Genomic DNA, 25,577 nt, shown 5'->3' on the forward strand with positions numbered 1-25,577 from the left:
GGGACTGTTTTCGTTTTACCACTCGCAGGATACCGCAAACAGCAGCGCGCGCCGATGCTGATCGTCCAGGCGCCGCCGCACCCGGATAATATGGCGATTGCTGCACGACTGGCGTTCCAGCCAGCGATGCCGCCGACGTTGGCTCTGCCGCAACATGCGCCAGCGGCCCACTTCATTTCTACTGCGTCTCATAATTCCGTCACTCGTTCGTCTAATGCCAACCGCGGGCATTATAGCCCTTTCCGCCCGCGATCCAAGCCGCCGTTATCGGCGGCACAGCGAACGCCACGCGGGCAAAAGCCGCCCTTTCAATTTCGGCAAGTGCCTTAACTTCATCATATTTATGTAACATAAGCGCCGATAAAAGGTTTCGCCTTGCCCGATCTGTGCGTACACTCATCATTGGTGGTTTGCGAACGGGATTTTTCGCCTTTATGACAACATTTTATACCGTAATCAGTTGGCTCATGGTGTTCGGCTACTGGCTGCTGATCGCCGGCGTGACGATGCGCATTTTGATGAAACGCCGTGCGGTTCCCTCTGCCATGGCCTGGCTGCTGGTTATCTATATTCTGCCGCTGTTCGGCATCGTCGCCTATTTATCGTTCGGCGAACTGCACTTGGGCAAGCGCCGGGCCGAGCGCGCCAAGGCCATGTGGCCGTCGACCGCGCGCTGGCTGAAGGAATTGAAAGAGAGCCGCCGCATCTTCGCCACCGAATACAGCGAAGTCGCTGAACCGCTGTTCCAGCTGTGCAACCGCCGCCAGGGCATCGACGGCGTCAAGGGCAACCAGCTGCAGTTGCTCACCACTACCGACGACACGTTGAAAGCGCTGATCCGCGACATCGAGCTGGCGCGCCACAACATCGAAATGGTGTTCTATATCTGGCAGCCCGGCGGCCTGGTCGATCAGGTGGCCGAATCGCTGATGGCCGCCGCGCGGCGCGGCGTGCACTGCCGCCTGATGCTGGACTCCGCCGGCAGCCTGCCATTTTTCCGCAGCCCCTACCCGGCGATGATGCGCAACGCAGGCATCGAAGTAGTCGAAGCGCTGAAGGTTAACCTGCTGCGCGTATTCCTGCGCCGTATGGATCTGCGCCAGCACCGCAAGGTGGTGCTGATCGACAACTACATCGCCTATACCGGCAGCATGAACATGGTCGATCCGCGCTACTTCAAGCAGGATGCAGGCGTCGGCCAATGGATCGATCTGATGGCGCGCATGGAAGGCCCGGTGGCTACTACGATGGGCATCGTCTATGCCTGCGACTGGGAGATTGAAACCGGCAAGCGCATTCTGCCGCCGCCGCCGGACGTCAACATCATGCCGTTCGAGCAGGAAAGCGGCCACACCATTCAAGTGATCGCCTCCGGCCCCGGTTTCCCCGAAGAAATGATCCACCAGGCGCTGCTGACCGCCGTTTATTCCGCGCGCGAGCAGCTGATCATGACCACGCCGTACTTCGTGCCGAGCGACGATCTGCTGCACGCCATCTGCACCGCCGCTCTGCGCGGCGTTGAGGTCAGCATCATCGTGCCGCGCGACAACGATTCGATGATGGTGCGCTGGGCCAGCCGCGCGTTTTTCTCCGAGCTGCTGGAAGCCGGGGTGAAAATCTATCAGTTCGAAGGCGGTCTGCTGCATACCAAGAGCGTGCTGGTCGACGGCCAGCTCAGCCTGGTCGGCACCGTCAATCTGGATATGCGCAGCCTGTGGCTGAATTTCGAGATCACCCTGGTGATCGACGACGACGGCTTCGGCAGCGATCTGGCGTGCGTGCAGGAAGACTATATCGCCCGTTCCAAACTGTTAAACGCCAAAGAGTGGCTGAAGCGGCCGTTCTGGCATCGCCTGGTCGAACGCCTGTTCTACTTTTTCAGCCCGTTGCTGTAAAAGCCGCGGCGAGCGTGCTTTAATAGCGCCAAATCATTTGTTATCAGGATTTTTTTATGGATTTGAATAACCGCCTTACCGAAGACGAAACGCTGGAACAGGCCTACGATATTTTCCTCGAATTGGCCGGCGACAATCTGGATCCGGCGGATATTCTGCTGTTCAATCTGCAGTTTGAAGAGCGCGGCGGCGCAGAACTGTACGACCCCTCCGAAGACTGGAGCGAGCACGTGGATTACGACCTGAACCCGGACTTCTTCGCCGAAGTGGTGATCGGTCTGGCGGACAGCGACGGCGAGCCGATCAACGACGTGTTCGCCCGCGTGCTGATCTGCCGCGAGAAAGACCACAAGCTGTGCCACATTCTGTGGAAAGAGTGATTCGCCGCCAGCGCATCGGATAAAAAAAGCCCCGCTTATTCAGCGGGGCTTTTTGTTGCCGGCTAGCGGCGCATTACAGCGGATCGACCTTCAGGCACGAAACCGCATGGCGGAAACTGCCCTCCAGCAGCGGACGCGTCTTGGCGCACTCCGGCCCGGCAATCGGGCAGCGAGTGCGGAACACGCAGCCGGACGGCGGATTGATCGGCGAAGGCAGCTCCCCTTCCAACAGCTGGATCTGCTTTTCCTTCTCCTTGTCCGGATCCGGGATCGGCACCGCCGACATCAGCGCCTTGGTGTATGGGTGCTGCGGATTGTGGTACACCTCGTCATAGGTGCCCAGCTCTACCGCATGGCCCAGGTACATCACCAGCACGCGATCGGAAATGTGCTTCACCACCGCCAAATCGTGGGCGATAAAGATCAATGACAGCCCCATTTCGCGCTGCAGCTGCTGCAACAGGTTTACCACCTGCGCCTGAATCGACACGTCCAACGCGGAAACCGGCTCGTCGCAGATCACCAGCTTCGGTTCGAGGATCAGCGCGCGCGCGATGCCGATGCGCTGGCATTGGCCGCCGGAGAACTCGTGCGGATAACGGTTGATCAGGTTAGGCAGCAGGCCGACCTTCAGCATCATCGCCTTGACCTTGTCCTTCACTTCCTGACGCGGCATTTTCGGGTAGTAGGTGCGCAGCGGCTCGGCGATGATTTCGCCGATGGTCATGCGCGGGTTGAGCGAGGCCAGCGGATCCTGGAAGATCATCTGGATATCGCTGCGGGTTTTGCGCCAGTCGGCGTCGTTCATGCCCAGCAGATCTTTACCCAGCCAGGCGACGCGCCCGCTGGTGGCCTTCACCAGGCCGATGATGGCGCGCGCGAAGGTGGATTTGCCGCAGCCGGATTCGCCGACCACGCCCAGGGTTTCCCCCTCGAACAGCCGCAGCGTAACGCCATCGACCGCCTTCAGGGTTTTCGGCGGCTGCCAGAACCACTGCTTGTCGTCATGAATGTCGAAGTGCACTTTCAGATCGGCCACTTCGAGCAGCACTTTCTTGTCGGTTACCGCTGTCATACCAACGCCTCCACCGGTTTAAAGCAGGCGCGCAGGCGCCCTTCCCCAAATTGCTCCAATGGCGGAGCGCTCGCGCACTGTTCCATGGCGTACGGGCAGCGCGGCTGGAACGGGCAGCCTTTCGGCAGCCGCAGCAGGTTCGGCGGGTTGCCGGGAATGGTCAGCAACGCTTCGCCTTCGGCGTCGAGGCGCGGCACCGCGTTCAACAGACCGATGGAGTACGGGTGGCTCGGCTGGTAGAACACCTCGCGCGCGCTGCCGTATTCCATGGTGCGGCCGGCGTACATCACCAGCACCTTGTTGCAGATGCCGGCCACCACGCCCAGATCGTGGGTGATCATGATGATGGCGGTGTTGAACTCACGCTTGAGCTCGTTGAGCAGCGTCATGATCTGCGCCTGAACGGTCACGTCCAGCGCAGTAGTCGGCTCGTCGGCGATCAGCAGCTTCGGCCGGCACAGCAGCGCCATGGCGATCATCACGCGCTGGCGCATACCGCCGGAAAACTCGTGCGGATACATGCGCATGCGCTTGCGCGCTTCCGGCATTTTCACCGCGTCAAGCATGCGTACCGACTCTTCAAAGGCTTCGCTTTTGCTCATTTTCTTATGCAGCATCAGCACTTCCATCAGCTGTTCGCCAACGCGCATATACGGGTTGAGCGAGGTCATCGGGTCCTGGAAGATCATCGAGATCTCTTCGGCCCGCAGCTTGTTGAGCTGGTTTTCCGGCAGGTTGAGGATTTCGCGGCCGTTGAATTTGGCCGAACCGCCGATGCGGCCATTGCTGGCCAGCAACCCCATCAGGGCGAACGCGGTCTGCGATTTGCCGGAGCCGGATTCGCCGACGATGCCCAGCGTTTCACCGGCGCGCAGATCGAAGTTCAGATCGTTCACCGCCGTCACGTCGCCGTCCGGGGTGGAGAACGTGACGCGCAGATCTTTCACGTCCAGCAGCGGCGACGCTTTAACGCCGACGGCGGTTTGCAGTTGTGGATGTTCAATGGTGCTCATGGCGGCACTCCTTAACGATCTTTCGGGTCGAGGGCGTCACGCAAGCCATCGCCGATAAAGTTGAAACAGAACAGAGTGACTACCAGGAAACCCGCCGGGAACAGCAGCAACCACGGTGAAACTTCCATTGAGTTAGCGCCGTCGCTGAGCAATGCGCCCCAGCTGCTCAGCGGCTCCTGCGTGCCCAGCCCCAGGAAGCTGAGGAAGGATTCGAACAGGATCATGCTCGGCACCAGCAACGAGGCATACACCACCACCACGCCGAGCACGTTCGGCACGATATGCCGCAGCACGATGTTGCGCGTGGAGACGCCGCACACCAGCGCCGCTTCGATGAACTCCTTGCGCTTCAGACCGAGAGTTTGGCCGCGCACGATACGCGCCATGTCCAGCCACGACACCATGCCGATCGCCACGAAGATAAGCAGGATATTCTGGCCGAAGAAGGTCACCAGCAGGATCACGAAGAACATGAACGGGAAGGAGTTGAGGATCTCCAGCAGGCGCATCATCACCGAGTCGATCTTGCCGCCCAGATAGCCGGACATCGCGCCGTACAGGGTGCCGACGATCACCGCCACCAGCGCCGCCGCCACGCCGACCATCAGCGAGATGCGCCCGCCAATCGCCACGCGCACCAGCAGATCGCGCCCGGAGGAATCGGTGCCGAAATAGTGCCCCGATTCAACGCTGGGGGCGGCGGACATCATCGCCCAATCGGTATCGTCGTAGGCGAATTGCGACAGCATCGGCGCCAGCACCACAAACAGCGTGATCAGCGCCAGGATGAACAGGCTGCTGACCGCCGCGCGGTTGTGCATAAAACGCCGACGCGCGTCTTGCCACAGGCTGCGCCCTTCCACTTCCAGCTTCTCGCTGAAGTGTTCCAGAGCTTCGCTGTTCTTTTTAGTCAACATCATTCGCGTGCTCCAGATTAATAACGGATTTTCGGATCGATGACCGCATACAGCACATCGACGATCGCGTTGAACAGAATGGTCAGAGCGCCCACCAGAATGGTCAGGCTCAACACCAGGGAGTAGTCGCGGTTCAGCGCGCCGTTAACGAACAGCTGGCCGATCCCCGGCAGACCGTAGATGGTTTCGATCACCATCGAACCGGTGATGATCCCGACGAACGCCGGGCCCATGTAGGACAGCACCGGCAACAGCGCCGGCTTCAGCGCGTGGCGGAAAATGATGCGACGCATCGGCAAGCCTTTGGCGCGCGCGGTGCGGATGAAGTTGGAGTGCAGCACTTCAATCATCGAGCCGCGCGTGATACGGGCGATGCTGGCGATATAGGCCAGCGACAACGCCACCATCGGCAAGATGATGAACCTAGGCGCGCCGCCGTTCCAGCCGCCGCCCGGCAGCCATTTCAACGTGATGGCGAAGATCAGCACCAACAGCGGCGCCACCACGAAACTGGGTATCACCACCCCGGTCATGGCGAACCCCATCACCGTGTAGTCCCATTTGGTGTTCTGGTTCAGCGCGGCGATCACGCCGGCGCTCACGCCCAGCACCACCGCCAGCAAAAACGCGGCCAGACCGAGTTTGGCGGAGACCGGGAAAGAGCTGGCCACCAAATCGTTGACCGAATAATCCTTGTATTTAAAGGACGGGCCGAAGTCTCCCTGCGCAAGCTGCGCCAGATAATGACCGTACTGTTTCCAGATCGGGTCGTTCAAATGATATTTGGCTTCGATATTCGCCATGACTTCCGGCGGCAATGCGCGTTCCCCGGTAAATGGACTGCCGGGCGCCAGGCGCATCATGAAGAATGAGATGGTAATAAGGATAAATAGTGTCGGGATCGCTTCCAATAAGCGACGAAGTATAAATTTAAGCATTGCCCTAACCCTGTGCGACAGCCTGATGACGGCTTATTATTCTCAACATGGGCCGGCGGCCTGCGCCGCCGGCTCTTACCGTATCAATGCTTGATGATGTACAGGTTTTTGTCGTACACGTTATCAAGCGGGTCTTTGCCGGTGTAGCCACCGACGTAAGGTTTCACCAAACGGGCGTTCACGTAGTAATACAGCGGAACGATGGCGGAATCTTTATCCAGCTGAACTTCCGCTTTCTGATACAGCTCGGCGCGCTCGTCTTTGCTCTTCGCGGTCAACACGTTGGCCATCAGCTTGTCGAACTCGGCGCTCTTGTAGTGCGGGGTGTTACTGCTGCTGTCGGACAGCATCATGTTCAGGAACGAACTCGGTTCGTTGTAGTCGGCGCACCAGCCGGCGCGCGCCACGTCATAGGTGCCCTGATGGCGGGTATCCAGGAAGGTTTTCCACTCCTGGTTCACCAGCTTCACGTCCACGCCCAGATTTTTCTTCCAGATGGAGGCGGCGGCGATCGCCAGCTTCTTGTGCAGATCTGACGTGTTGTACAACAGGGAGAAGGTCAGCGGTTTACCCGGGCCGTAGCCGGCGTCGGCCAGCAGTTTCTTCGCCACTTCGTTGCGTTTTTCCTGCGTCCAGCCGAACCACTCCGGCGCGGTCAGCTTGGCGCCGTCGGTGTATGGCGGCGTAAAGCTGTAGGCCGGCAGATCGCCCTGATTTTTCACCTTGTTGACGATGATGTCGCGATCCATGCCCAGCTTCAGCGCTTCACGCACGCGCGCATCGGTGAACGGCGCCTTCTGGTTGTTGATTTCGTAGTAATAGGTGCACAGATAAGGATCGACGTGCACCTCTTTCGGGATCTCTTTCTTCAGCTTCTGGAACAGTTCGATCGGCATGTTGTTGTAGGTCATGTCGATTTCACCGGTGCGGTAGCGGTTAACGTCGGTCACTTCCGACGAAATAGGCAGGAACGTCACTTTATTGATGATGGTTTTGGCGTTATCCCAATATTCCGGGTTGCGTTCCAGTACGATGCGTTCGTTGACAATCCAGTCTTTCAGTTTGTAAGCGCCGTTGCTGACGTAGTTGGCCGGCAGCGTCCACTTCTCGCCGAATTTCTCCACCGCGTCTTTGTAAACCGGCTTCATGGCGTAGTGCGGGGTCATTTCAACCAGATAAGGCACCGGCTCGCTCAGGGTCACCTGGAAGGTGTGGTCGTCGATGGCCTTCACGCCCAGCGTCGACTTGTCTTTTTTGCCGGCGATGATGTCATCAACGTTTTCCACATGGGCGTACTGCAGGTAGCTGGCGTAAGGCGACGCGGTTTTCGGATCCACTACGCGCTGCCAGCTGTAGACGAAATCTTGCGCCGTCACCGGCTTGCCGTTGGACCATTTGGCGTCTTTGCGCAGGTGGAAGGTCCAGACTTTGAAATCCTTGTTATCCCAGCTTTCCGCGACGCCCGGCACGATGGAACCGTCCGGGCTGTTGTTCGCCAGGCCTTCCATCAGATCGCGGGTCACGTTGTTTTCCGGCACGCCCTCGATTTTATGCGGGTCAAGCGACTGCACTTCGGAACCGTTGTTTTTGACGATTTCTTGCTTGTCGGCCAGTTGCACGCCTGCAGGAACGTCGGCGGCAAAGGCGGAGGTGGTTGCTGTGATGCCCAGCGCGGCGATGACGCCGGCGGCAATGAGCGTTTTCTTCGTGATGTTGGTCATACTTATCGACTCCAGTTTTTATTATCACAGGCTCTTCGTGGAACCTGCGTTGCCCGTAAGCGGACTCTGTTTCCCGCCGCCGCGGAACGAATGCGGCGGCCGGCCTTCCCTATATTCCTCCGCGAGCTAGCGAGAGGAATACCCCTTTTACTGCTTGATAATGTACAGATTTTTAACGTCGGTATAGTCCAGCGGATCTTTGCCGGTGAACCCGCCTACCGTCGGCTTAATCAACCGCGCGCTGACGCGGTAATACACCGGGATCAACGCGGAGTCTTTATCCAACTGCGCTTCTGCCTGCTGATAAAGCGCGGCGCGCGCGGCCTCATCCGGCGCCTTCAGCGTGGCGGCCATGATGGCGTCGAACGCCGGGCTCTTATAAAACACGGTATTGATGCTGCTGTTGGACAGCACCAGGTTCAGGAACGCGCTGGGCTCGTTGTAATCCCCGCACCAGGTGGCGCGCGCCACGTCGTATTGCCCCTGATGGCGGCTTTCCAGCGAGGTCTTCCACTCCTGATTGCGCAGCGTGACGTCGGCGCCGAGGTTCTTTTTCCACATCGACGCGGCGGCGATCGCCTGCTGTTTGTTTTGATCGGAGGTGTTGTACAGCAGCGAGAACTTCAGCGGCTTGGCGTCGCTGTAACCCGCTTCCGCCAGCAGTTTCTTGGCTTCGGCGTTGCGCTGTTCCTGGCTCCAGCCGGCCCACGCGGGCGGCGTAAAGTTGGCGCCTTCCGTAAAGGTCGGCGTGAAGCTGTAGGCCGGGATCTGCCCCTGGCCCATGATCTTGTTGGCGATGATGTCGCGATCCAGCGTCATCTTCACCGCCGCACGCACCCGCGGATCGGTGAACGGCGCCCGCTGGTTATTGAGTTCGTAATAGAAAGTGCACAGATATGGGTTAACGTGCAGTTGCTCGGGCACTTCGCGCTTCATTTTGACGTACAGGTACGGCGGGATCGCGCTGTTGGTGATATCGATCTCGCCGCTGCGGAAGCGGTTGACGTCGCTGACTTCGGAAGCGATCGGCAAGAAGGTCGCCTGATTGATCACCGTCTGCTTGTTGTTCCAGTAGCTCGGGCTGCGCTCCAGTACGATGCGCTCGTTCACCACCCACTCTTTCAGGCGGTAAGCGCCGTTGCCGACGTAGTTGGCGGGCAGCGTCCATTTATCGCCGAATTTCTCCACTACCGCGCGTTTCACCGGTTTGAGCGACGTGTGGCTCAACATGCTGATGAAATACGGCACCGGCTCGCTCAGCGTCACCTGCAGCGTCTGGTCGTCCAGCGCCTTGACGCCGAGGGTCTGCGGAGGCTTCTTGCCGGTCAGGATGTCGTCGATGTTGTCGACTTTGGTGTATTGCAGGTAGCTGGCATAGGGCGAGGCGATTTTCGGATCGGCCAGACGCTGCCAGCTGTAGACGAAGTCTTGCGCGGTCACCGGACTGCCATCGCTCCACACCGCGCCGGGGCGCAAGTGGAAGGTCCATTGCTGATAATTCTGGTTTTCCCAGCTCGCCGCCGCCGCCGGCACCACATGCCCGTTGGCGTCGGTGCTCACCAGCCCTTCCAGCAGGTTAAGAATGATATTGCTTTCCGGTACGCCCTCGACCTTATGCGGATCCAATGAAGCCACTTCGCTGCCGTTGTTGATCACAATATTCTGCTGCTGCGCCAACTGAACGCCGGCCGGCACTTCCGCCGCCAAACTGCTATTTATGGCGCCGACGCTCAGCGCGCCGCTAATCAACAAGGTCAAAGAAGTGCGCTTCAGGGTTTGCTGCATAATCGAGGCTCCTTTTCACCGACAAGCATCGCTTATCGAAGTTTGTGAAGTGTTTATAAGAATTCTAAATAAACGGATACCAGCAAAAATCATTCCCGTTTTTATGGCGCATTTCAGTTAATTGACCACGGGAAAGTTGCTCGGAAATTAGCAGAAGCCAAATTCCATAGCCAATAAATTTTACGAAAATGTTAAGCAATTCTCTTTTATCGCACGAAGCCCGATCCGGCCCCCAAGCTCGGGGACGCGGAGAAACAAAATCATCGCTATGATTTTAAAGAAAAAAAAGACGAAATCATTTCATTTGAAACCATCAACGCAATCTCATTACCGCACAAAGAAACATTCAGTTAACAATCCGGACATTCAAAGAACAAACACCTGCCTATGGTCGGTTAATCACTAATAACACCTGGATGAAAGTGAGACAAGCCCCACAGAATGATGTGATTAATTTAACAACAGCTTTACCGTTGAGCGGGGGCAAAACGCGCGGAAATGGGGGAGGAAAAGTGTCTGAAATAACGCTTAGCGTTTTTTTTGCACAGCAACATGAGATTTATGCAACATAAGAGTGCAACCGCATAAATTTTATTCATCCTGTGCACTATAATAATGCGAACCAATAAATAATTTAAACTTTAAAATTAATTTTAGCCGCGCCAAGGCGAAAGGTGCGCGGCTAAACAAAGGGTATTACAACAGGCCGGGGAATATCGCCTTAATGCCGGTAACGATAAACTCGATCCCGAGCGCCATCAGCAACAGACCCATGATACGGGTGATCACGTTGATGCCGGTCTGCCCAAGCAAACGCACCAACAGCGGCGCGGCGCGGAACAACAACCAGCAGCAAAAGGCGAACAAGGCGATCGCGACCGTAAAACCGAGCAGGCTTTGCCAGTTGTGATAACGGGAACTCCACACGATGGTGGAGCTGATCGCCCCCGGCCCCGCCATCAGCGGCAGCGCTAACGGCACCACGCCGATGCTCTCGCGGATCGCGCTCTCCGATTTTTCCTGTTTGTTCTGTTTGTCTTCTCCCAGCTTGCCGCTGATCATCGACATGGCGATGGTCACCACCAGAATACCGCCGGCGATGCGGAACGAATCGATGGAGATGCCGAACATCCGCAAGATCCCTTCGCCCAGGAACAGCGATGTCCACAGAATAATGGCGACCGACAGGTTGGCGGTCAGGTTGGTTTTATTGCGCCCTGCTTCCGCCTGGTAGCTCGTCATGCTGATAAACACCGGCAAGATGCCCACCGGGTTGACCAGCGCAAACAGACCGACAAAGAACTTGATAAAGCCGGAAAGATCCAACAGAGATTGGCCCACAGATGGCTCCGCGTTAAGTGCTATAAAAAGGTGTGCTGCCTATGCGCGCTAATGTAATGGAATTGCCGCGGGTAATCCATCCGGCCAGAGCAGCATTTTTGACTACCAGCAAGTTAGGCAACAAAACAAATGCCCTTTGTTAAAGTGATGTATGGCCTTTTGATTTTTTATGTTGAAAAAAGAGTCATCGATCACAGTTATTGATAATCACTCTCAACATCGCCAAGCTGAAAGGTGTCAGCTTGCACTTTTCATGATTTAGATCACAAATCAACTACCCAACAGTGGGTAAGCTCTTAGTCGTAGTCAGGGAGTAGAACAAAGTCGGTGGCAATCCAGCCGGTTCCGTTCTCTTCACTGCCTGCCCCTCCGGTTGGCGTAGGGTAAAGCTCTTTAAGCAAATCAGCAGCATGCGAAGAAATAACGCGGGAAAGCCCCGGTATTCGAATCACCGTTTATTCCCGTTATGACTATACTAGTGGCTCGCACGGCTTATTTACTGAAAGAGTTTAACATTATCAGGAGAGCATTATGGCTGTAACGAATGTCGCTGAACTGAACGAGCTTGTCGCACGTGTCAAAAAAGCCCAGCGCGAATATGCCAACTTCACTCAAGAGCAAGTGGATAAAATCTTCCGCGCTGCCGCCCTCGCCGCTGCTGATGCCCGTATCCCGTTGGCCAAAATGGCCGTGGAAGAATCCGGAATGGGTATCGTCGAAGACAAAGTGATCAAAAACCACTTCGCTTCCGAGTACATCTACAACGCCTATAAAGATGAAAAAACCTGTGGCATCCTGTCTGAAGATGACACTTTCGGTACCATCACCATCGCCGAACCTATCGGCCTGATTTGCGGTATCGTTCCTACCACCAACCCAACTTCTACCGCGATCTTCAAAGCGCTGATCAGCCTGAAAACCCGTAACGGCATCATCTTCTCGCCGCACCCGCGTGCGAAGAATGCCACCAACAAAGCCGCCGATATCGTGCTGCAAGCCGCTATCGCCGCCGGCGCGCCAAAAGACATCATCGGTTGGATCGACCAGCCTACCGTCGAGCTGTCCAACCAGCTGATGCACCACCCTGACATCAACCTGATCCTCGCCACCGGTGGCCCGGGCATGGTGAAAGCCGCCTACAGCTCCGGCAAACCGGCCATCGGCGTCGGCGCCGGCAATACGCCGGTCGTGGTAGACGAAACCGCAGATATCAAACGCGTGGTCGCCTCTATCCTGATGTCCAAAACCTTCGACAGCGGCGTTATCTGTGCTTCCGAACAGTCGGTCATCGTCGTTGACGCTATCTATGATGCGGTACGCGAACGCTTCGCTTCCCACGGCGGCTATCTGCTGCAGGGCAAAGAACTGAAAGCGGTGCAGGACATCATCCTGAAAAACGGCGGCCTGAACGCGGCCATCGTCGGGCAATCCGCACCGAAAATCGCCGAAATGGCAGGCATCAAAGTGCCGGCCAACACCAAAGTGCTGATCGGTGAAGTGAAGCTGGTCGACGAGTCCGAACCTTTCGCACATGAAAAACTGTCGCCTACCCTGGCGATGTACCGCGCCAAAGACTTCGAAGACGCCGTCGCCAAAGCCGAAAAACTGGTCGCCATGGGCGGTATCGGCCACACGTCCTGCCTGTACACCGACCAGGATAACCAAACGGCTCGCATCGCCTACTTCGGCGATAAAATGAAAACGGCTCGCATTCTGATCAATACCCCGGCTTCTCAGGGCGGTATCGGCGATCTGTACAACTTCAAACTCGCGCCTTCGCTGACGCTGGGTTGCGGTTCCTGGGGTGGTAACTCCATCTCTGAAAACGTCGGACCTAAACACCTGATCAACAAGAAAACTGTAGCGAAGCGAGCAGAAAACATGTTGTGGCATAAACTTCCGAAATCGATCTACTTCCGCCGTGGCTCGCTGCCTATCGCGCTGGAAGAAGTGGCGACCGACGGGGCGAAACGCGCCTTCATCGTGACCGACCGTTTCCTGTTCAACAACGGCTATGCCGACCAGATCACCAAGGTTCTGAAGTCTCACGGCATCGAAACCGAAGTGTTCTTTGAAGTGGAAGCCGATCCGACGCTGAGCATCGTGCGCAAAGGCGCCGAGCAGATGAACTCCTTCAAACCGGACGTCATCATCGCGCTGGGCGGCGGTTCGCCGATGGACGCCGCGAAAATCATGTGGGTGCTGTACGAACATCCTGAAACCCACTTCGAGGATCTGGCGCTGCGCTTCATGGACATCCGCAAGCGTATCTACAAGTTCCCGAAAATGGGCGTGAAAGCGAAAATGATCGCCATCACCACCACCTCAGGCACCGGTTCGGAAGTCACGCCGTTCGCCGTCGTCACCGACGACACTACCGGGCAGAAATACCCGCTGGCCGACTATGCGCTGACTCCGGACATGGCGATTGTCGACGCCAACCTGGTGATGAACATGCCGAAATCCCTGTGCGCCTTCGGCGGTCTGGATGCGGTCACCCACGCGCTGGAAGCCTACGTCTCGGTGCTGGCGAACGAATACTCCGACGGCCAGGCGCTGCAGGCGTTGAAACTGTTGAAAGAGTATCTGCCGGCCAGCTATAAAGAAGGCGCGAAAAACCCGGTTGCCCGTGAACGCGTGCACAACGCCGCCACCATCGCCGGTATCGCTTTCGCCAACGCCTTCCTCGGGGTTTGCCACTCCATGGCGCACAAGCTGGGTTCGGAGTTCCACATTCCGCACGGCCTGGCCAACGCGATGCTGATTTCCAACGTCATTCGCTACAATGCGAACGACAACCCGACCAAGCAGACGGCCTTCAGCCAGTACGATCGCCCTCAGGCGCGCCGCCGCTACGCTGAAATCGCCGACCATCTCGGCCTGAGCGCGCCGGGCGACCGCACCGCGCAGAAGATTGAGAAACTGCTGGCCTGGCTGGACGAGTTGAAAACCGAGTTGGGCATCCCGACTTCCATCCGCGAGGCGGGTGTGCAGGAGGCGGACTTCCTGGCGAAAGTCGACAAGCTGTCGGAAGACGCGTTCGACGACCAATGCACCGGCGCCAACCCGCGCTATCCGCTGATTGCCGAACTGAAGCAAATCATGCTGGATACCTTCTACGGCCGCGAATTCAGCGAAGCGGTCGACGAGGAAGCGGCAGCTCCGGCTGCAGCCAAAGCTGCGGTAAAGAAGCCCAAGAAATAACGGTTTTGTAAACCGATAAAAAAACCCGCCAAACGGCGGGTTTTTTATTGCGCCGGAGGCGCTGCATTTCGACTCACGCCGCCAAAACGCCTCAGCGGGCTTTGGCGGCGTTTTCTCCCCTATTCCAGGGAGTGAATCGCCTCTTTATAATGCTTGCGGCAGACGGAGACATAGCTCTCGTTACCGCCAATCACCACCTGCTCACCGGCGTGCATCGCCTGGCCGTTTTCATCCAAACGCAACACCATATTGGCTTTGCGCCCACAGTGACAGATGGTTTTCAATTCCACCAGCTTATCGGCCCAGGCCAGCAAATATTGGCTGCCGGTAAACAGCTCACCGAGAAAATCGGTACGTAGGCCGTAACACAATACGGGAATGTCCAGTTGGTCCACCACATCGCACAATTGCTCAACCTGCGCCTTGGTCAGGAACTGGCTTTCATCCAGCAGCACACAATGCACCGGCTGCTGTTGATGCTCTTGCTGAATCATGGCGTACAGCATCGAGTCGTTGTTATAGAGCTGGGCCTGCGAGGATAAACCGATGCGCGAGCTGACCTTACCTACGCCAAAGCGGTGATCGATCTCCGCAGTGAACACCAGCGTGCGCATACCACGTTCTTGATAGTTATATGAAGACTGTAGCAGCGCGGTGGACTTGCCGGCATTCATCGCAGAGTAATAAAAATAAAGTTGAGCCATGGCCCCGCAACTCCGATGGTATAAGAAATATTCAAATGTCGATTAGGACGGTAAGTGTACCATAAGCCGCCCCCAGGCTCAGCCCAAAGCGAACGAATATTGCGTTCGCCGTAATAATGCGCTTTCAAGCGAAACATATCGTTCTGTCGGCCCGTTCCTTTTACAGCTATTTACAGGATAATGTATGCCTGTCATCACTATTAATTCTTGCTAATGGTTAACCGCGATCATTTGCCCATTAATGCATAATCACGGTTTCACCGCGGCGGGTGCCGCAACCGCAACGGCGCGCCAGTCTATTATACTCGGGGCCAATACAGGGCATTTAATCACCTTCGCTGTCCCCGACGTTTCCTGACGCAATCTTTACCTATATACCCCTATTGTTTACAATGTCTGCCTAGCCATGACGTGATTAAGCCCACAGAACCCATTGTAATATTGATATAAATTACGGCGATAACTTATCGATGAAAGCCTTGCGACACGCGCCTTTTAAAGCATGCCTGTTGAAATTTTGACTTAAGTGCGACAAGGGTAATAGTTAACAGCCCTTCCTATATTAGTCGGACAGATCCGATTAACGGTTTTTTAAAAGGTAAATTTGAGTATTCAAGTCAATTTGGCTATTGCAGAAAAGAAAATAGCGCTCTATTATTATCGAGACGCCCCCCACCAATATAATTTGAGACTAGGACAATGAGCGAAGCATTAAAGATTTTGAACAACATCCGCACTCTGCGCGCCCAGGCAAGAGAATGCACACTGGAAACGCTGGAAGAAATGCTCGAGAAACTGGAAGTTGTTGTGAACGAACGTCGCGAAGAAGACAGCCAGGCTCAAGCAGAAATCGAAGAACGCACCCGTAAACTGCAGCAATACCGCGAAATGCTGATTGCTGACGGTATCGATCCGAATGAACTGCTGCAAACCATGGCTGCCAACAAGGCTGCCGGTAAAGCAAAACGCGCAGCACGTCCTGCTAAATACCAATATAAAGACGAAAACGGCGAATTGAAAACCTGGACCGGCCAAGGCCGTACTCCTGCGGTGATTAAGAAAGCTATCGAAGAGCAAGGTAAATCTCTGGACGATTTCCTGCTGTAATAGCGATTCGGCCCGTATCTGAAAGGCTCCCTGCGGGGGGCCTTTTCATTTTAAAGCTTATCGACGTGATCCTGCCTCATCCCTTTCCTTTTAGTAAATATCCTAATTCGCATTTTGTTCCTTGCATGAGGTTCCAGCGTAAAAAAAGGGCCCTAAGGCCCCTTTTTCGCATATACCCTCGTTCAATTATTGAACCTGGTAGAATGCCTTATACCAATCAACAAAGCGCTTCACACCCTCTTCAACGCTGGTTTCCGGCTTAAAACCAATGTCACGATAAAGCGCTGCGGTATCCGCGCTGGTATCCATCACGTCGCCAGGTTGCATTGGCAGCATATTCTTGCGGGCAGTTACCCCCAAAGCCTGCTCCAACGCCGTGATATATTCCATCAGTTTAACGGGGGTGTTATTGCCGATATTATAAACATGATACGGCGCGGAACTGGTCGCCGGCGATCCCTGTTCAACGGTCCATGACGGATCTGCCTGCGGAATAACCGCCTGCAGCCGCACAATCGCCTCGGTGATATCATCAATGTAAGTAAAGTCACGGTGCATTTCACCGTGGTTATATACATCGATGCTCTCCCCCGCCAATATGGCCTTGGTAAACTTGAACAGCGCCATATCCGGACGCCCCCAGGGACCATATACGGTAAAGAAGCGTAGCCCCGTCGTCGGGAGACCGTATAAATGAGCGTAACTGTGTGACATCAGCTCATTGGCTTTTTTGGTTGCCGCATACAGTGACACAGGGTGGTCGACAGAATCTTCGGTAGCAAACGGCAACTTGCGATTGAGGCCATAAACAGAGCTGGAGGAAGCGTAAAGTAAATGCTCGACCTTATTATGACGGCAGCCTTCCAGAACGTTCAAATGACCGATCAGGTTAGCGTCCGCATAAGCCAACGGGTTGACCAGCGAATAACGCACGCCGGCTTGGGCACCCAAATGAATGACTCGTTGGAACTGATGCTCGGCGAACAATGCCGCCATGCCCTCACGATCGGCCAAATCCAGCTTGATGAAGCGGAATCCCGGCTTATCCGCCAGCCTGTCCAGACGGGCCATTTTCAGGCCCACGTCATAATAGTCATTCAGGTTATCGATGCCGACAACCTGATGCCCGGCGGTCAACAAACGCTCTGCAACGTGATAACCAATAAACCCTGCGGCGCCTGTAACCAGGAATTTCATGCCCACTCCTTAAATAACCGGTTTAATCGAGGCACCGCGGCCAATCGCATAGTAGGTAAAGCCGCGATTCGCCAAACGCTCAGGATCGTACAGGTTACGTCCATCGAAGATCACCGGCTGTTTCAACGCACTCTTGATCACATCGAAGTCCGGCGCGCGGAAATTCTGCCATTCGGTGCAGATCACCAGAGCATCGGCGCCATGCAACGCAGCCTCTTTGGTACCCATCAGCTTCAGGTCGTCGCGCTGGCCATAGATGCGCTGAACTTCGTTCATCGCTTCCGGATCGTAGGCCTGGACGGTGGCGCCGGCAGCCCACAGCTGCTCCATCAGCACACGGCTGGACGCTTCACGCATGTCATCGGTATTCGGCTTGAACGCCAGGCCCCACAGTGCGAAGGTTTTGCCCTTCAAATCGCTGCCGAAATAGTCTTTGATAAAGCTGTTCAGCTTGTCTTTTTGTTGGTAGTTGACCTGCTCTACCGCCTGCAACAGCTTCGGTTGGTAACCGATCTGCTCCGCCGTGCGGATCAGCGCCTGAACATCTTTCGGGAAGCAAGAACCGCCGTAGCCACAACCAGGGTAGATGAAGTGATAACCGATGCGTGAATCGGAACCGATGCCCTGACGCACTTTCTCGATGTCCGCGCCCAACATTTCCGCCAGGTTGGACATTTCGTTCATAAAGCTGATTTTGGTCGCCAGCATGCAGTTGGCGGCATATTTGGTCAGCTCCGCGCTGCGGATATCCATCATGATCATACGATCGTGATTGCGGTTAAACGGCTCGTACAGCTCGCGAATAGGCTCGATCACCTCTTTATTATCGGTACCGATCACGATGCGCTCAGGGCGCATGCAGTCAGCCACCGCAGCACCTTCCTTCAGGAATTCAGGGTTGGACACCACGTCGAACGGCACGTTGCTGCCGCGTTTTGCCAGCGTTTCCGCCATCACCTGACGCACTTTGTCCGCCGTGCCGACCGGCACGGTAGATTTGTCGATCACCACTTTGCGATCGGTCATGTGCTCGGCGATGGTGCGCGCCACCGCGGTGACATATTTCAGATCGGCGGAACCGTCTTCATCCGGCGGCGTACCGACGGCGATAAACTGGATATTCCCGTGCGCCACGCCCGCTTTGGCATCGGTGGTGAAATGCAGGCGCCCAGCCTCATAGTTTTGCTGCACCAGCGGCGTCAGGCCCGGTTCAAAAATCGGGATATTCCCTTTTTTCAGGTTCTCGACTTTTCGCTCGTCAACATCGATGCACATAACGTCATGGCCAACTTCAGCCAGCACGGCGGCCTGTACCAGCCCCACATAACCAATACCAAAAACTGTTACTTTCATGTGAAAATCCTAGTTTTTCAAATTAAGACGAAAGATCAAATCACTTCTTGTCAGCGGCAACAACCTGCTGCAGCCACTGAGAAAACTCTTTGCCCAGGCTGGCATGACGCATGCCGTACTCCACGAAGGCCTGCATGTAACCCAGTTTGTTACCACAGTCATGGCTCACGCCTTTCAGGTGATACGCTTCCACCGTTTCCTGCTGCATCAGCATTTCGATGCTGTCAGTCAGCTGAATTTCATCGCCGGCGCCTGGAGGCGTTTTCGCCAACAGCGGCCAAATATCGGCGGACAACACGTAACGACCGACAATCGCCAGGTTGGAAGGGGCTTTATCCGGCGACGGTTTCTCAACCACGCTGACCATCGGCGCGCTTTCGCCCGGTTGCAAATCAACGCCCTTACAGTCAGCTACGCCGTAGTTTCCGACATCCTTATGCGGCACGGGTTCAACCATGATCTGGCTGACGCCGGTGGCTTCGAAGCGCTGCAGCATTTCGTGCAGATTGTCTTTTTTCGGATCGGCGCTGTATTCGTCGAGGATCACATCCGGAAGCACCACCGCGACCGGTTCATCGCCCACCATCGGGTAGGCACACATAATCGCGTGCCCCAGGCCTTTGGCATTACCCTGACGAACCTGCATCACGGTAACGCCTTTCGGGCAGATCGACTGCACTTCATCCAGCAATTGGCGCTTGACGCGTTTTTCCAGCATCGCTTCGAGTTCGAAACTGGTATCAAAATGGTTTTCGATCGAGTTCTTGGAGGAGTGGGTGACCAGCACAATCTCGTTAATCCCCGCCGCAATGCACTCATTGACGACGTATTGGATCAGAGGTTTATCAACCAGCGGCAGCATTTCTTTCGGAATGGCTTTGGTGGCCGGCAACATCCGCGTACCCAAGCCTGCAACCGGGATCACGGCTTTTCTGACTTTGCGATTTACAGCAGGCATTATTTCCTCTCTTAAAGCTAAAGCGCTCATTTTATGAGCTTGGGCTCGATATAAAAAAACCTTCGGAGTATACCAGCTTATGCGCGCCGAGCATTAACCAGAACACAAATAGAAAACATTTAGGACTATTACCCGTTCGGATAATCCGGAGAATAAATAAACGGTTTAATTACAGATAAGTAAATAGCTTAAGATCGCGCCGATCGCTGCCTGCTATTCAGCGCTGAGCATCAGTCGCAATCGGCCACCGCTGCCCCATACCTGACATTGCCAGGCGGTACAACGCTGGCTGATCTGATTCATGTAGGTAGCCCCCAGCGTCCCCAGCGGCACGCCGTTGCTCAACTGGATTTGATTGTCACCGGTATTGACGTTGGCATGCAGCCCGGCGGAAACCAGAATCAGGTTTTTATTTTCGGCGTGATAATATCCCAACAACAGAGGGAATTGACCGTCTAATTTCCCCTGCCGCAATAATTGATTAACCTGCTTTAACAATGCCGACATTTGCGGCAAACGATGCTGTTGATTAGCCAGATGGTCCTGCAGCAGCCCATTAAATAATGCGCGCAACAGCAATGCCGCCAATACGCCATTATCGCCAGCGCGCGTGACGTCCAGACAATAGAATGCCAGATCCTTTTCTGACAAGGCGGCGATATCCAGCACCAGGCCGGGATTTTCGCCGGTGGTTAACTGCCGATAGTTGATCCGGCAATGCGCAATGGTCTGCTGTACCGGCGGCTGCAGTTGCTTAAGCAGTTTGACGGCTTCGGAAGGATTTTTGCTCAACGCATCCCAGTCCTGAAACAGTTCAACCTCTTCAATCGCCTGGGAGGTGAACATATTGGGGTATAAGCACGCCAGCACCGCTTCACGCAGGCGATTGAGATCGGTCAGCGGCTTGAGCAGCACATCCTGCACGCCCAACCGCAGCACCTTGGCGATGTCGGCCATCTTGTCGGTGGCCGAGATCACCAGCACCGGGATCTGCAGCCCCTGGAAACGAAGATGTTCAACAAATTCGATACCGCCCATTTCCGGCATCGCGAGATCGCACAGAATCAGATCCGGCTTGAAGTCATCGACGGCACTCAGCGCCTGTAAACCGTTGGTCGCCTCGCCGGTTTCAGCGCCCAGCGAGGTCAGATAACCGACCAGCACGGAACGAAAAACCTGTTCGTCCTCAACGATCAAGATGCGCTTGTGAGTGAGTGGTAATGCCATCAGCCGAGCCTCGTCCCTTTCCATAGTGTAATAGTGGCTCAAAAAGGTCACTTATGCTCGTCTGAAACAGACCAACTGCGCATTGCCAACCAAGAACCGAGAATTATCTATTTTTTATCAACGGCAACAACCGATCCAGTTGTTTTTCAACCGCCAGCAACCCCGCCTCGATCGCTTCATCGGCGCGGTGGAAATCCAGCGTTGAGATTTGCGGGCAAAAAGGCTGGATCAAGACATCCGGCGGATCGCTCGCCATCCGGTTGCGCTTCAGGCGATTTTCCAGCATTTGAATCGATGTGCTCATAATCTCCATCGCCGTCGGCGCCGTCGCCGGTTTGCGCTTACGCATTCTGCCGACGCGCTCCCGCAGACGCCCGCGCCAGGTAGCCGCAGGCGCATCGTTCGGGCTTTCTTCCTCGATACGTATCGAGAACAGGTCCTGCTGCATCAGGTGCGCGTCATGCTGCAGATCGACCGCAATGACGATATCGGCGCCCATGGCGCGGCAAAGCGACACCGGCACCGGATTGACCACCGCGCCATCCACCAGCCAATAGCCGTCGGCCCATACCGGCGCCAACAGGCCTGGCATGCTGCAGGAGGCGCGTATCGCCTGATGAATATCGCCTTCGGTCAGCCACAGCTCACGCCCGGTGCTGAGATTGGTCGTCACGGCACCGAACTTCAACGCACAATCGGCGATATCATTGATCTTCAGCAGCTGTCCGACGGCGTTAAACACCCGCTCGCCGCGCAATAGGCCGCCGCGCTGCCAGGAAAAATCCATCAGGCGAATCACGTCCCAATAGCTGAACGATCGCACCCACTGCTCCATCGCCGGCAGGCGATGGCTGGCGAACGCGGCGCCCACCAACGCGCCGACAGAGCAGCCGGCAACGATATCGACCTCAATCCCCAGCTTCTTTAACGCATTGATCACGCCGATATGCGCCCAGCCTTTAGCCGAGCCCGCTCCCAGCGCCAGTCCGATCTTGATTTGCCGCATAGCGCCATCCTCTCGGTAAACGGTGTTCCCTGCTTTCAGGGTAGATTGTCACTGACGAATATTGTTAGGTAACATATGCGCTAAATTCATTTTCAGCCTCGTTTTATCAGGAGTCATTTTGCCCGAATCATGCCCATGCGGCAGCGGACTGGCGTATAACGCGTGCTGCGCCCCTTTTATCAGCGGCAGTCAGCCGGCTCCGACGCCCGGCCAACTGATGCGTTCACGCTTCACCGCCTACGTGAATCATAACGTCGACTATTTGATCGCCACCTGGCACCCCGACTGTGGCGCCGAAGCGTGGCGCAATGCAATCGTCGACAGCTTTAAGAATACCGAGTGGCTGGGCCTGACCATCGTGGAAGAGAAAGCTGGTCATGAGCCGGATGAAGGCTTCGTCGAATTCATCGCCCGTTTCACCGATGGCGAAAGCGGCGAACCGCAGGCGATGCATGAGCGTTCGCGCTTCCTTCGTCACGATCAACGTTGGTATTATATCGACGGCACCAAACCCCAGCCCGGCCGAAATGCGATGTGTCCCTGTGGCTCAGGGAAAAAATACAAGAAGTGCTGCGGGCGCTAGCCGGCCGGCGCTTCACGTTTACGCCTGCGCAGACAGGCCGTTCAGTATCAGACAGGATCCTCAAACCCATGCCGCACCAAAATGTACAACGGAAAGTGTTACGCACCATCTGCCCGGACGCCAAAGGGCTGATCGCCAAGATCACCAACATCTGTTACAAGCACGAACTCAATATCGTCCAGAACAATGAGTTCGTCGATCACCGCACCGGGCGCTTCTTCATGCGCACCGAGCTGGAAGGCATTTTCAACGACAACACGCTGCTGGCCGATCTGGACAGCGCCCTGCCGGAAGGTTCGCTGCGTGAACTGCACAGCACCGGGCGCCGGCGCATCGTGGTGCTGGTCACCAAAGAGGCGCACTGCCTGGGCGATCTGTTGATGAAAAGCGCCTATGGCGGCCTCGACGTTGAGATCGCCGCCGTAATCGGCAACCACGACACGCTGCAATCGCTGGTGGAGCGTTTCGATATTCCTTTCCATCTGGTGAGCCACGAAGGCTTGACGCGCGAACAGCACGACCGCGAAATGACGGCCAAGATCGATCAATATCAGCCGGATTACGTGGTGCTGGCCAAATATATGCGCGTGCTGACTCCGGCCTTCGTGCAACATTATCCGAATCAGGTAATCAACATTCACCATTCGTTCCTGCCGGCGTTTATCGGCGCGCGGCCTTATCACCAGGCCTACGAACGCGGGGTAAAAATCATCGGCGCCACCGCCCACTACGTTAACGACAATCTCGACGAAGGCCCGATCATCATGCAGGACGTGATCCACGTCGATCACACCTATTCCGCCGAGGATATGATGCGCGCCGGCCGCGACGTGGAGAAAAATGTGCTCAGCCGCGCCCTGTATCAGGTGCTGGCGCAGCGCGTCTTCGTCTACGGCAACCGCACCGTTATTCTGTAATCGTTCAATAAATCGGTGCATTTCGTTCAGGGATGCACCGCCAAGAATAAAAAAACGGCAAACGATTCATTTTCTGCATTTCAATACTTTACACATCCGCTTCATTTGATATGATGCGCCCCGCTTACCGAGACAGCGCTCTCGCAAGCAAGGCCAGTTAAATAGCCATGTATATGGTGGGGTTCCCGAGCGGCCAAAGGGAGCAGACTGTAAATCTGCCGTCACTGACTTCGAAGGTTCGAATCCTTCCCCCACCACCATCTTTTCTTTGCTGATACGCATTGGGTTAAAGCGAATCAGAAAGGGAAGGATAACGTGCTTTAGCGCGGCCCGAAGGGTGAGGAACGAAGTGACGAATAATCCTTCCCCCACCACCATCTTTTCTCCGCCAGGAGCGAAGACGCAGTAAAGAAACCGGCCAGGTTTCTTCCGGATGAAACCGGAACAACAATTTGTAAATCCATGAATACCATGGTGGGGTTCCCGAGCGGCCAAAGGGAGCAGACTGTAAATCTGCCGTCACAGACTTCGAAGGTTCGAATCCTTCCCCCACCACCATCTCTTGCAGAAAATCCCCCAACCGAATTACAAGCACATTGCAACCAATGTCCTAGCCTCAATAAAACTCAAGTGATCTTCCCTTATTAACCGCTTTCATCCAGCCGTTTTGTTCCTCTCTCCCAGCCGTAACTTGAACTCCGGCCGACAATTCGCTATACCACTGGCTTCTTTAGTGCAGTAAGGAACAGGTGGATGCGAAACAATATTTGCGTTTTTTGTGGCGCCAGCGAAGGCGTCAATCCCGCTTATGCCGAGCAGGCTCGTCAACTGGGGCAACTGCTGGCCGCACAGGGGCGCCGTTTAATCTACGGCGGCGGCAAAAAAGGATTGATGGGGATCGTGGCGGACGCGGTGTTGGCCGCAGGCGGTGAAGCGGTCGGCATTATCCCCGAGCGCCTGGTTGAAGCGGAAACGGCGCATCGTGGCCTGACTGAACTGGAAGTGGTGCCAGACATGCATACGCGCAAAGCCCGTATGGCGGCGCTGGCGGACAGTTTTATCGCCCTGCCCGGCGGCATCGGCACGCTGGAAGAGCTGTTTGAAATCTGGACCTGGGGGCAAATCGGCTATCACAACAAGCCGGTCGGCCTGCTGAACGTCAACGGATTCTACCGCCCACTGAGCCAGTTCCTCGAGCACGTCGCCGATCAGGGCTTTATGCGTCACGACTATCTCGGCACCCTGCACATCAGCGAATCGGCACAGACGCTGCTGCAACAGTTTGACGACTATCAACCTAAAAATTACGACCGCTGGGCGAAATAAACCCGCTGCGCAGTCAGCGGTCCCGCCGCTGTCTGCGTTACATTTCCCGCCAAACTCTGCTACTATCACAGCACATTTTTCTCGTGAAAACGGCACCGCTCATGAAGTTTGTCTCTTTTAATATCAATGGACTGCGCGCGCGTCCGCATCAGCTGGCGGCAATTATCGAACAGCACCAGCCCGACGTGATCGGTCTGCAGGAAACCAAAGTTCACGATGACATGTTCCCATTGGAAGAAGTCAGCCAGCACGGCTATCACGTGTTCTATCACGGGCAAAAAGGCCATTACGGCGTGGCGCTGCTGACCAAAGCGGAGCCCCTGGCCGTGCGCCGCGGTTTCCCAACCGATGAAGAAGACGCGCAGCGTCGCATCATCATGGCCGATCTGGCTACGCCGCAGGGCACGCTGACGGTGATCAACGGCTACTTCCCGCAAGGTGAAAGCCGCGACCACCCGATCAAATTCCCGGCTAAAACACGCTTTTATCAGGATCTGCAAAACTACCTGGAGCAGCAGCTATCGGCGGAATCCCCGGTGCTGATCATGGGCGACATGAATATCAGCCCCAGCGATTACGATATCGGCATCGGCGAAGACAACCGCAAACGCTGGCTGCGCACCGGTAAATGCTCCTTCCTGCCGGAAGAGCGCGAATGGATGGATCGCCTGCTGAACTGGGGCCTGGTCGATACCTACCGCCACGCCAACCCGGGGCGCAACGACGAGTTCTCATGGTTCGACTACCGCTCCAAAGGGTTCGATGACAACCGCGGCCTGCGTATCGATCTGCTGCTGGCCAGCACCCCGCTGGCTTCGCGCTGCATCGCCACCGGCATCGATTACCAAACCCGCGGCATGGAGAAACCTTCCGACCATGCGCCGGTCTGGGCGGAATTTACGCTGTAACCCCATCACCCCGGCGCTCGCC

The 25,577-nt window shown here is 55.9% G+C and carries 22 protein-coding genes and 2 tRNA genes; 10 read left to right on the top strand and 14 right to left on the bottom strand.

Translation table 11 applies throughout. The annotated features are described in order from the left end of the window. Positions 1-15: 15 nt before the first annotated feature. On the bottom strand, positions 16-192 hold the full coding sequence (locus tag ACP39K_RS02310) for a YciY family protein (protein WP_025159792.1): 177 nt from the start codon (positions 190-192) through the stop codon (positions 16-18). A gap of 242 nt (positions 193-434) precedes the next feature. Here ACP39K_RS02310 and cls point away from each other — a divergent pair, with 242 nt between their 5' ends. Then, entirely contained in the window at positions 435-1,895 is a 1,461-nt protein-coding gene (cls, locus tag ACP39K_RS02315) for a cardiolipin synthase (protein ID WP_004932137.1), read from the top strand. 56 nt (positions 1,896-1,951) lie between these two features. Beyond that, positions 1,952-2,275, top strand: a complete 324-nt coding sequence (locus ACP39K_RS02320; RefSeq protein ID WP_004932139.1) for an HI1450 family dsDNA-mimic protein — start codon at positions 1,952-1,954, stop codon at positions 2,273-2,275. 73 nt (positions 2,276-2,348) lie between these two features. Here ACP39K_RS02320 and oppF read toward each other — a convergent pair whose 3' ends face one another. The 7 genes from oppF to ACP39K_RS02355 all read right to left on the bottom strand — a co-directional run bounded on the left by oppF (position 2,349) and on the right by ACP39K_RS02355 (position 11,065). Continuing rightward, complete coding sequence (oppF, locus tag ACP39K_RS02325) at positions 2,349-3,350, bottom strand: murein tripeptide/oligopeptide ABC transporter ATP binding protein OppF (RefSeq protein ID WP_004932143.1); 1,002 nt, start codon at positions 3,348-3,350, stop codon at positions 2,349-2,351. Further along, positions 3,347-4,363, bottom strand: coding sequence for an ABC transporter ATP-binding protein (locus ACP39K_RS02330; RefSeq protein WP_016927496.1), 1,017 nt, complete (start codon positions 4,361-4,363; stop codon positions 3,347-3,349). The genes oppF and ACP39K_RS02330 overlap by 4 nt, the downstream gene beginning before the upstream one ends. Positions 4,364-4,374: 11 nt before the next feature. Next, positions 4,375-5,283, bottom strand: coding sequence for an oligopeptide ABC transporter permease OppC (oppC, locus tag ACP39K_RS02335; RefSeq protein ID WP_004932149.1), 909 nt, complete (start codon positions 5,281-5,283; stop codon positions 4,375-4,377). 14 nt (positions 5,284-5,297) lie between these two features. Beyond that, on the bottom strand, positions 5,298-6,218 hold the full coding sequence (gene oppB, locus ACP39K_RS02340) for an oligopeptide ABC transporter permease OppB (RefSeq protein ID WP_089184696.1): 921 nt from the start codon (positions 6,216-6,218) through the stop codon (positions 5,298-5,300). A gap of 83 nt (positions 6,219-6,301) precedes the next feature. Beyond that, positions 6,302-7,939: an oligopeptide ABC transporter substrate-binding protein OppA gene (gene oppA / locus ACP39K_RS02345; protein WP_016927494.1), complete on the bottom strand. Its 1,638-nt coding sequence runs from the start codon at positions 7,937-7,939 to the stop codon at positions 6,302-6,304. A 147-nt stretch (positions 7,940-8,086) separates the two neighbouring features. Continuing rightward, positions 8,087-9,724, bottom strand: a complete 1,638-nt coding sequence (locus tag ACP39K_RS02350; protein ID WP_016927493.1) for an ABC transporter substrate-binding protein — start codon at positions 9,722-9,724, stop codon at positions 8,087-8,089. Positions 9,725-10,420: 696 nt separating this feature from the next. Continuing rightward, entirely contained in the window at positions 10,421-11,065 is a 645-nt protein-coding gene (locus ACP39K_RS02355; RefSeq protein WP_015378089.1) for a YchE family NAAT transporter, read from the bottom strand. A gap of 531 nt (positions 11,066-11,596) precedes the next feature. Between ACP39K_RS02355 and adhE the strand changes: the two genes are divergently transcribed. Beyond that, a complete protein-coding gene (gene adhE, locus ACP39K_RS02360; protein WP_016927492.1) occupies positions 11,597-14,269 on the top strand; it encodes a bifunctional acetaldehyde-CoA/alcohol dehydrogenase in 2,673 nt (890 codons plus the stop codon). 119 nt (positions 14,270-14,388) lie between these two features. Here adhE and ACP39K_RS02365 read toward each other — a convergent pair whose 3' ends face one another. Beyond that, positions 14,389-14,973 (bottom strand): thymidine kinase, encoded by a 585-nt coding sequence (locus ACP39K_RS02365; RefSeq protein ID WP_015378091.1) that lies wholly within the window; start codon positions 14,971-14,973, stop codon positions 14,389-14,391. Between the two features lie 699 nt (positions 14,974-15,672). Here ACP39K_RS02365 and hns point away from each other — a divergent pair. After that, positions 15,673-16,080 (top strand): histone-like nucleoid-structuring protein H-NS, encoded by a 408-nt coding sequence (gene hns / locus ACP39K_RS02370; protein ID WP_004932170.1) that lies wholly within the window; start codon positions 15,673-15,675, stop codon positions 16,078-16,080. Between the two features lie 186 nt (positions 16,081-16,266). Here hns and ACP39K_RS02375 read toward each other — a convergent pair whose 3' ends face one another. The 5 genes from ACP39K_RS02375 to rssA all read right to left on the bottom strand — a co-directional run bounded on the left by ACP39K_RS02375 (position 16,267) and on the right by rssA (position 21,821). Continuing rightward, on the bottom strand, positions 16,267-17,277 hold the full coding sequence (locus ACP39K_RS02375) for an NAD-dependent epimerase (RefSeq protein ID WP_197788957.1): 1,011 nt from the start codon (positions 17,275-17,277) through the stop codon (positions 16,267-16,269). A gap of 9 nt (positions 17,278-17,286) precedes the next feature. Beyond that, positions 17,287-18,630: a UDP-glucose dehydrogenase family protein gene (locus ACP39K_RS02380; protein WP_028127468.1), complete on the bottom strand. Its 1,344-nt coding sequence runs from the start codon at positions 18,628-18,630 to the stop codon at positions 17,287-17,289. Positions 18,631-18,670: 40 nt separating this feature from the next. Continuing rightward, a complete protein-coding gene (gene galU / locus ACP39K_RS02385; protein ID WP_015378094.1) occupies positions 18,671-19,588 on the bottom strand; it encodes a UTP--glucose-1-phosphate uridylyltransferase GalU in 918 nt (305 codons plus the stop codon). Positions 19,589-19,801: 213 nt separating this feature from the next. Continuing rightward, entirely contained in the window at positions 19,802-20,815 is a 1,014-nt protein-coding gene (gene rssB / locus ACP39K_RS02390) for a two-component system response regulator RssB (protein ID WP_261267370.1), read from the bottom strand. Positions 20,816-20,918: 103 nt separating this feature from the next. After that, complete coding sequence (gene rssA, locus ACP39K_RS02395) at positions 20,919-21,821, bottom strand: patatin-like phospholipase RssA (protein WP_016927487.1); 903 nt, start codon at positions 21,819-21,821, stop codon at positions 20,919-20,921. 118 nt (positions 21,822-21,939) lie between these two features. Here rssA and ACP39K_RS02400 point away from each other — a divergent pair, with 118 nt between their 5' ends. The 6 genes from ACP39K_RS02400 to xthA all read left to right on the top strand — a co-directional run bounded on the left by ACP39K_RS02400 (position 21,940) and on the right by xthA (position 25,555). Further along, positions 21,940-22,404: a YchJ family protein gene (locus ACP39K_RS02400; protein WP_048794771.1), complete on the top strand. Its 465-nt coding sequence runs from the start codon at positions 21,940-21,942 to the stop codon at positions 22,402-22,404. 68 nt (positions 22,405-22,472) lie between these two features. After that, positions 22,473-23,321, top strand: a complete 849-nt coding sequence (gene purU / locus ACP39K_RS02405; RefSeq protein ID WP_016927485.1) for a formyltetrahydrofolate deformylase — start codon at positions 22,473-22,475, stop codon at positions 23,319-23,321. Between the two features lie 175 nt (positions 23,322-23,496). Next, positions 23,497-23,581, top strand: a tRNA-Tyr gene (locus ACP39K_RS02410). A 213-nt stretch (positions 23,582-23,794) separates the two neighbouring features. Then, positions 23,795-23,879 (top strand) — tRNA-Tyr (locus ACP39K_RS02415). 195 nt (positions 23,880-24,074) lie between these two features. After that, positions 24,075-24,647, top strand: coding sequence for an LOG family protein (locus ACP39K_RS02420; RefSeq protein WP_004932190.1), 573 nt, complete (start codon positions 24,075-24,077; stop codon positions 24,645-24,647). 101 nt (positions 24,648-24,748) lie between these two features. Next, on the top strand, positions 24,749-25,555 hold the full coding sequence (gene xthA, locus ACP39K_RS02425; RefSeq protein WP_004932192.1) for an exodeoxyribonuclease III: 807 nt from the start codon (positions 24,749-24,751) through the stop codon (positions 25,553-25,555). Positions 25,556-25,577 lie beyond the last annotated feature (22 nt).

This window comes from Serratia sp. EC4, assembly GCF_059652115.1.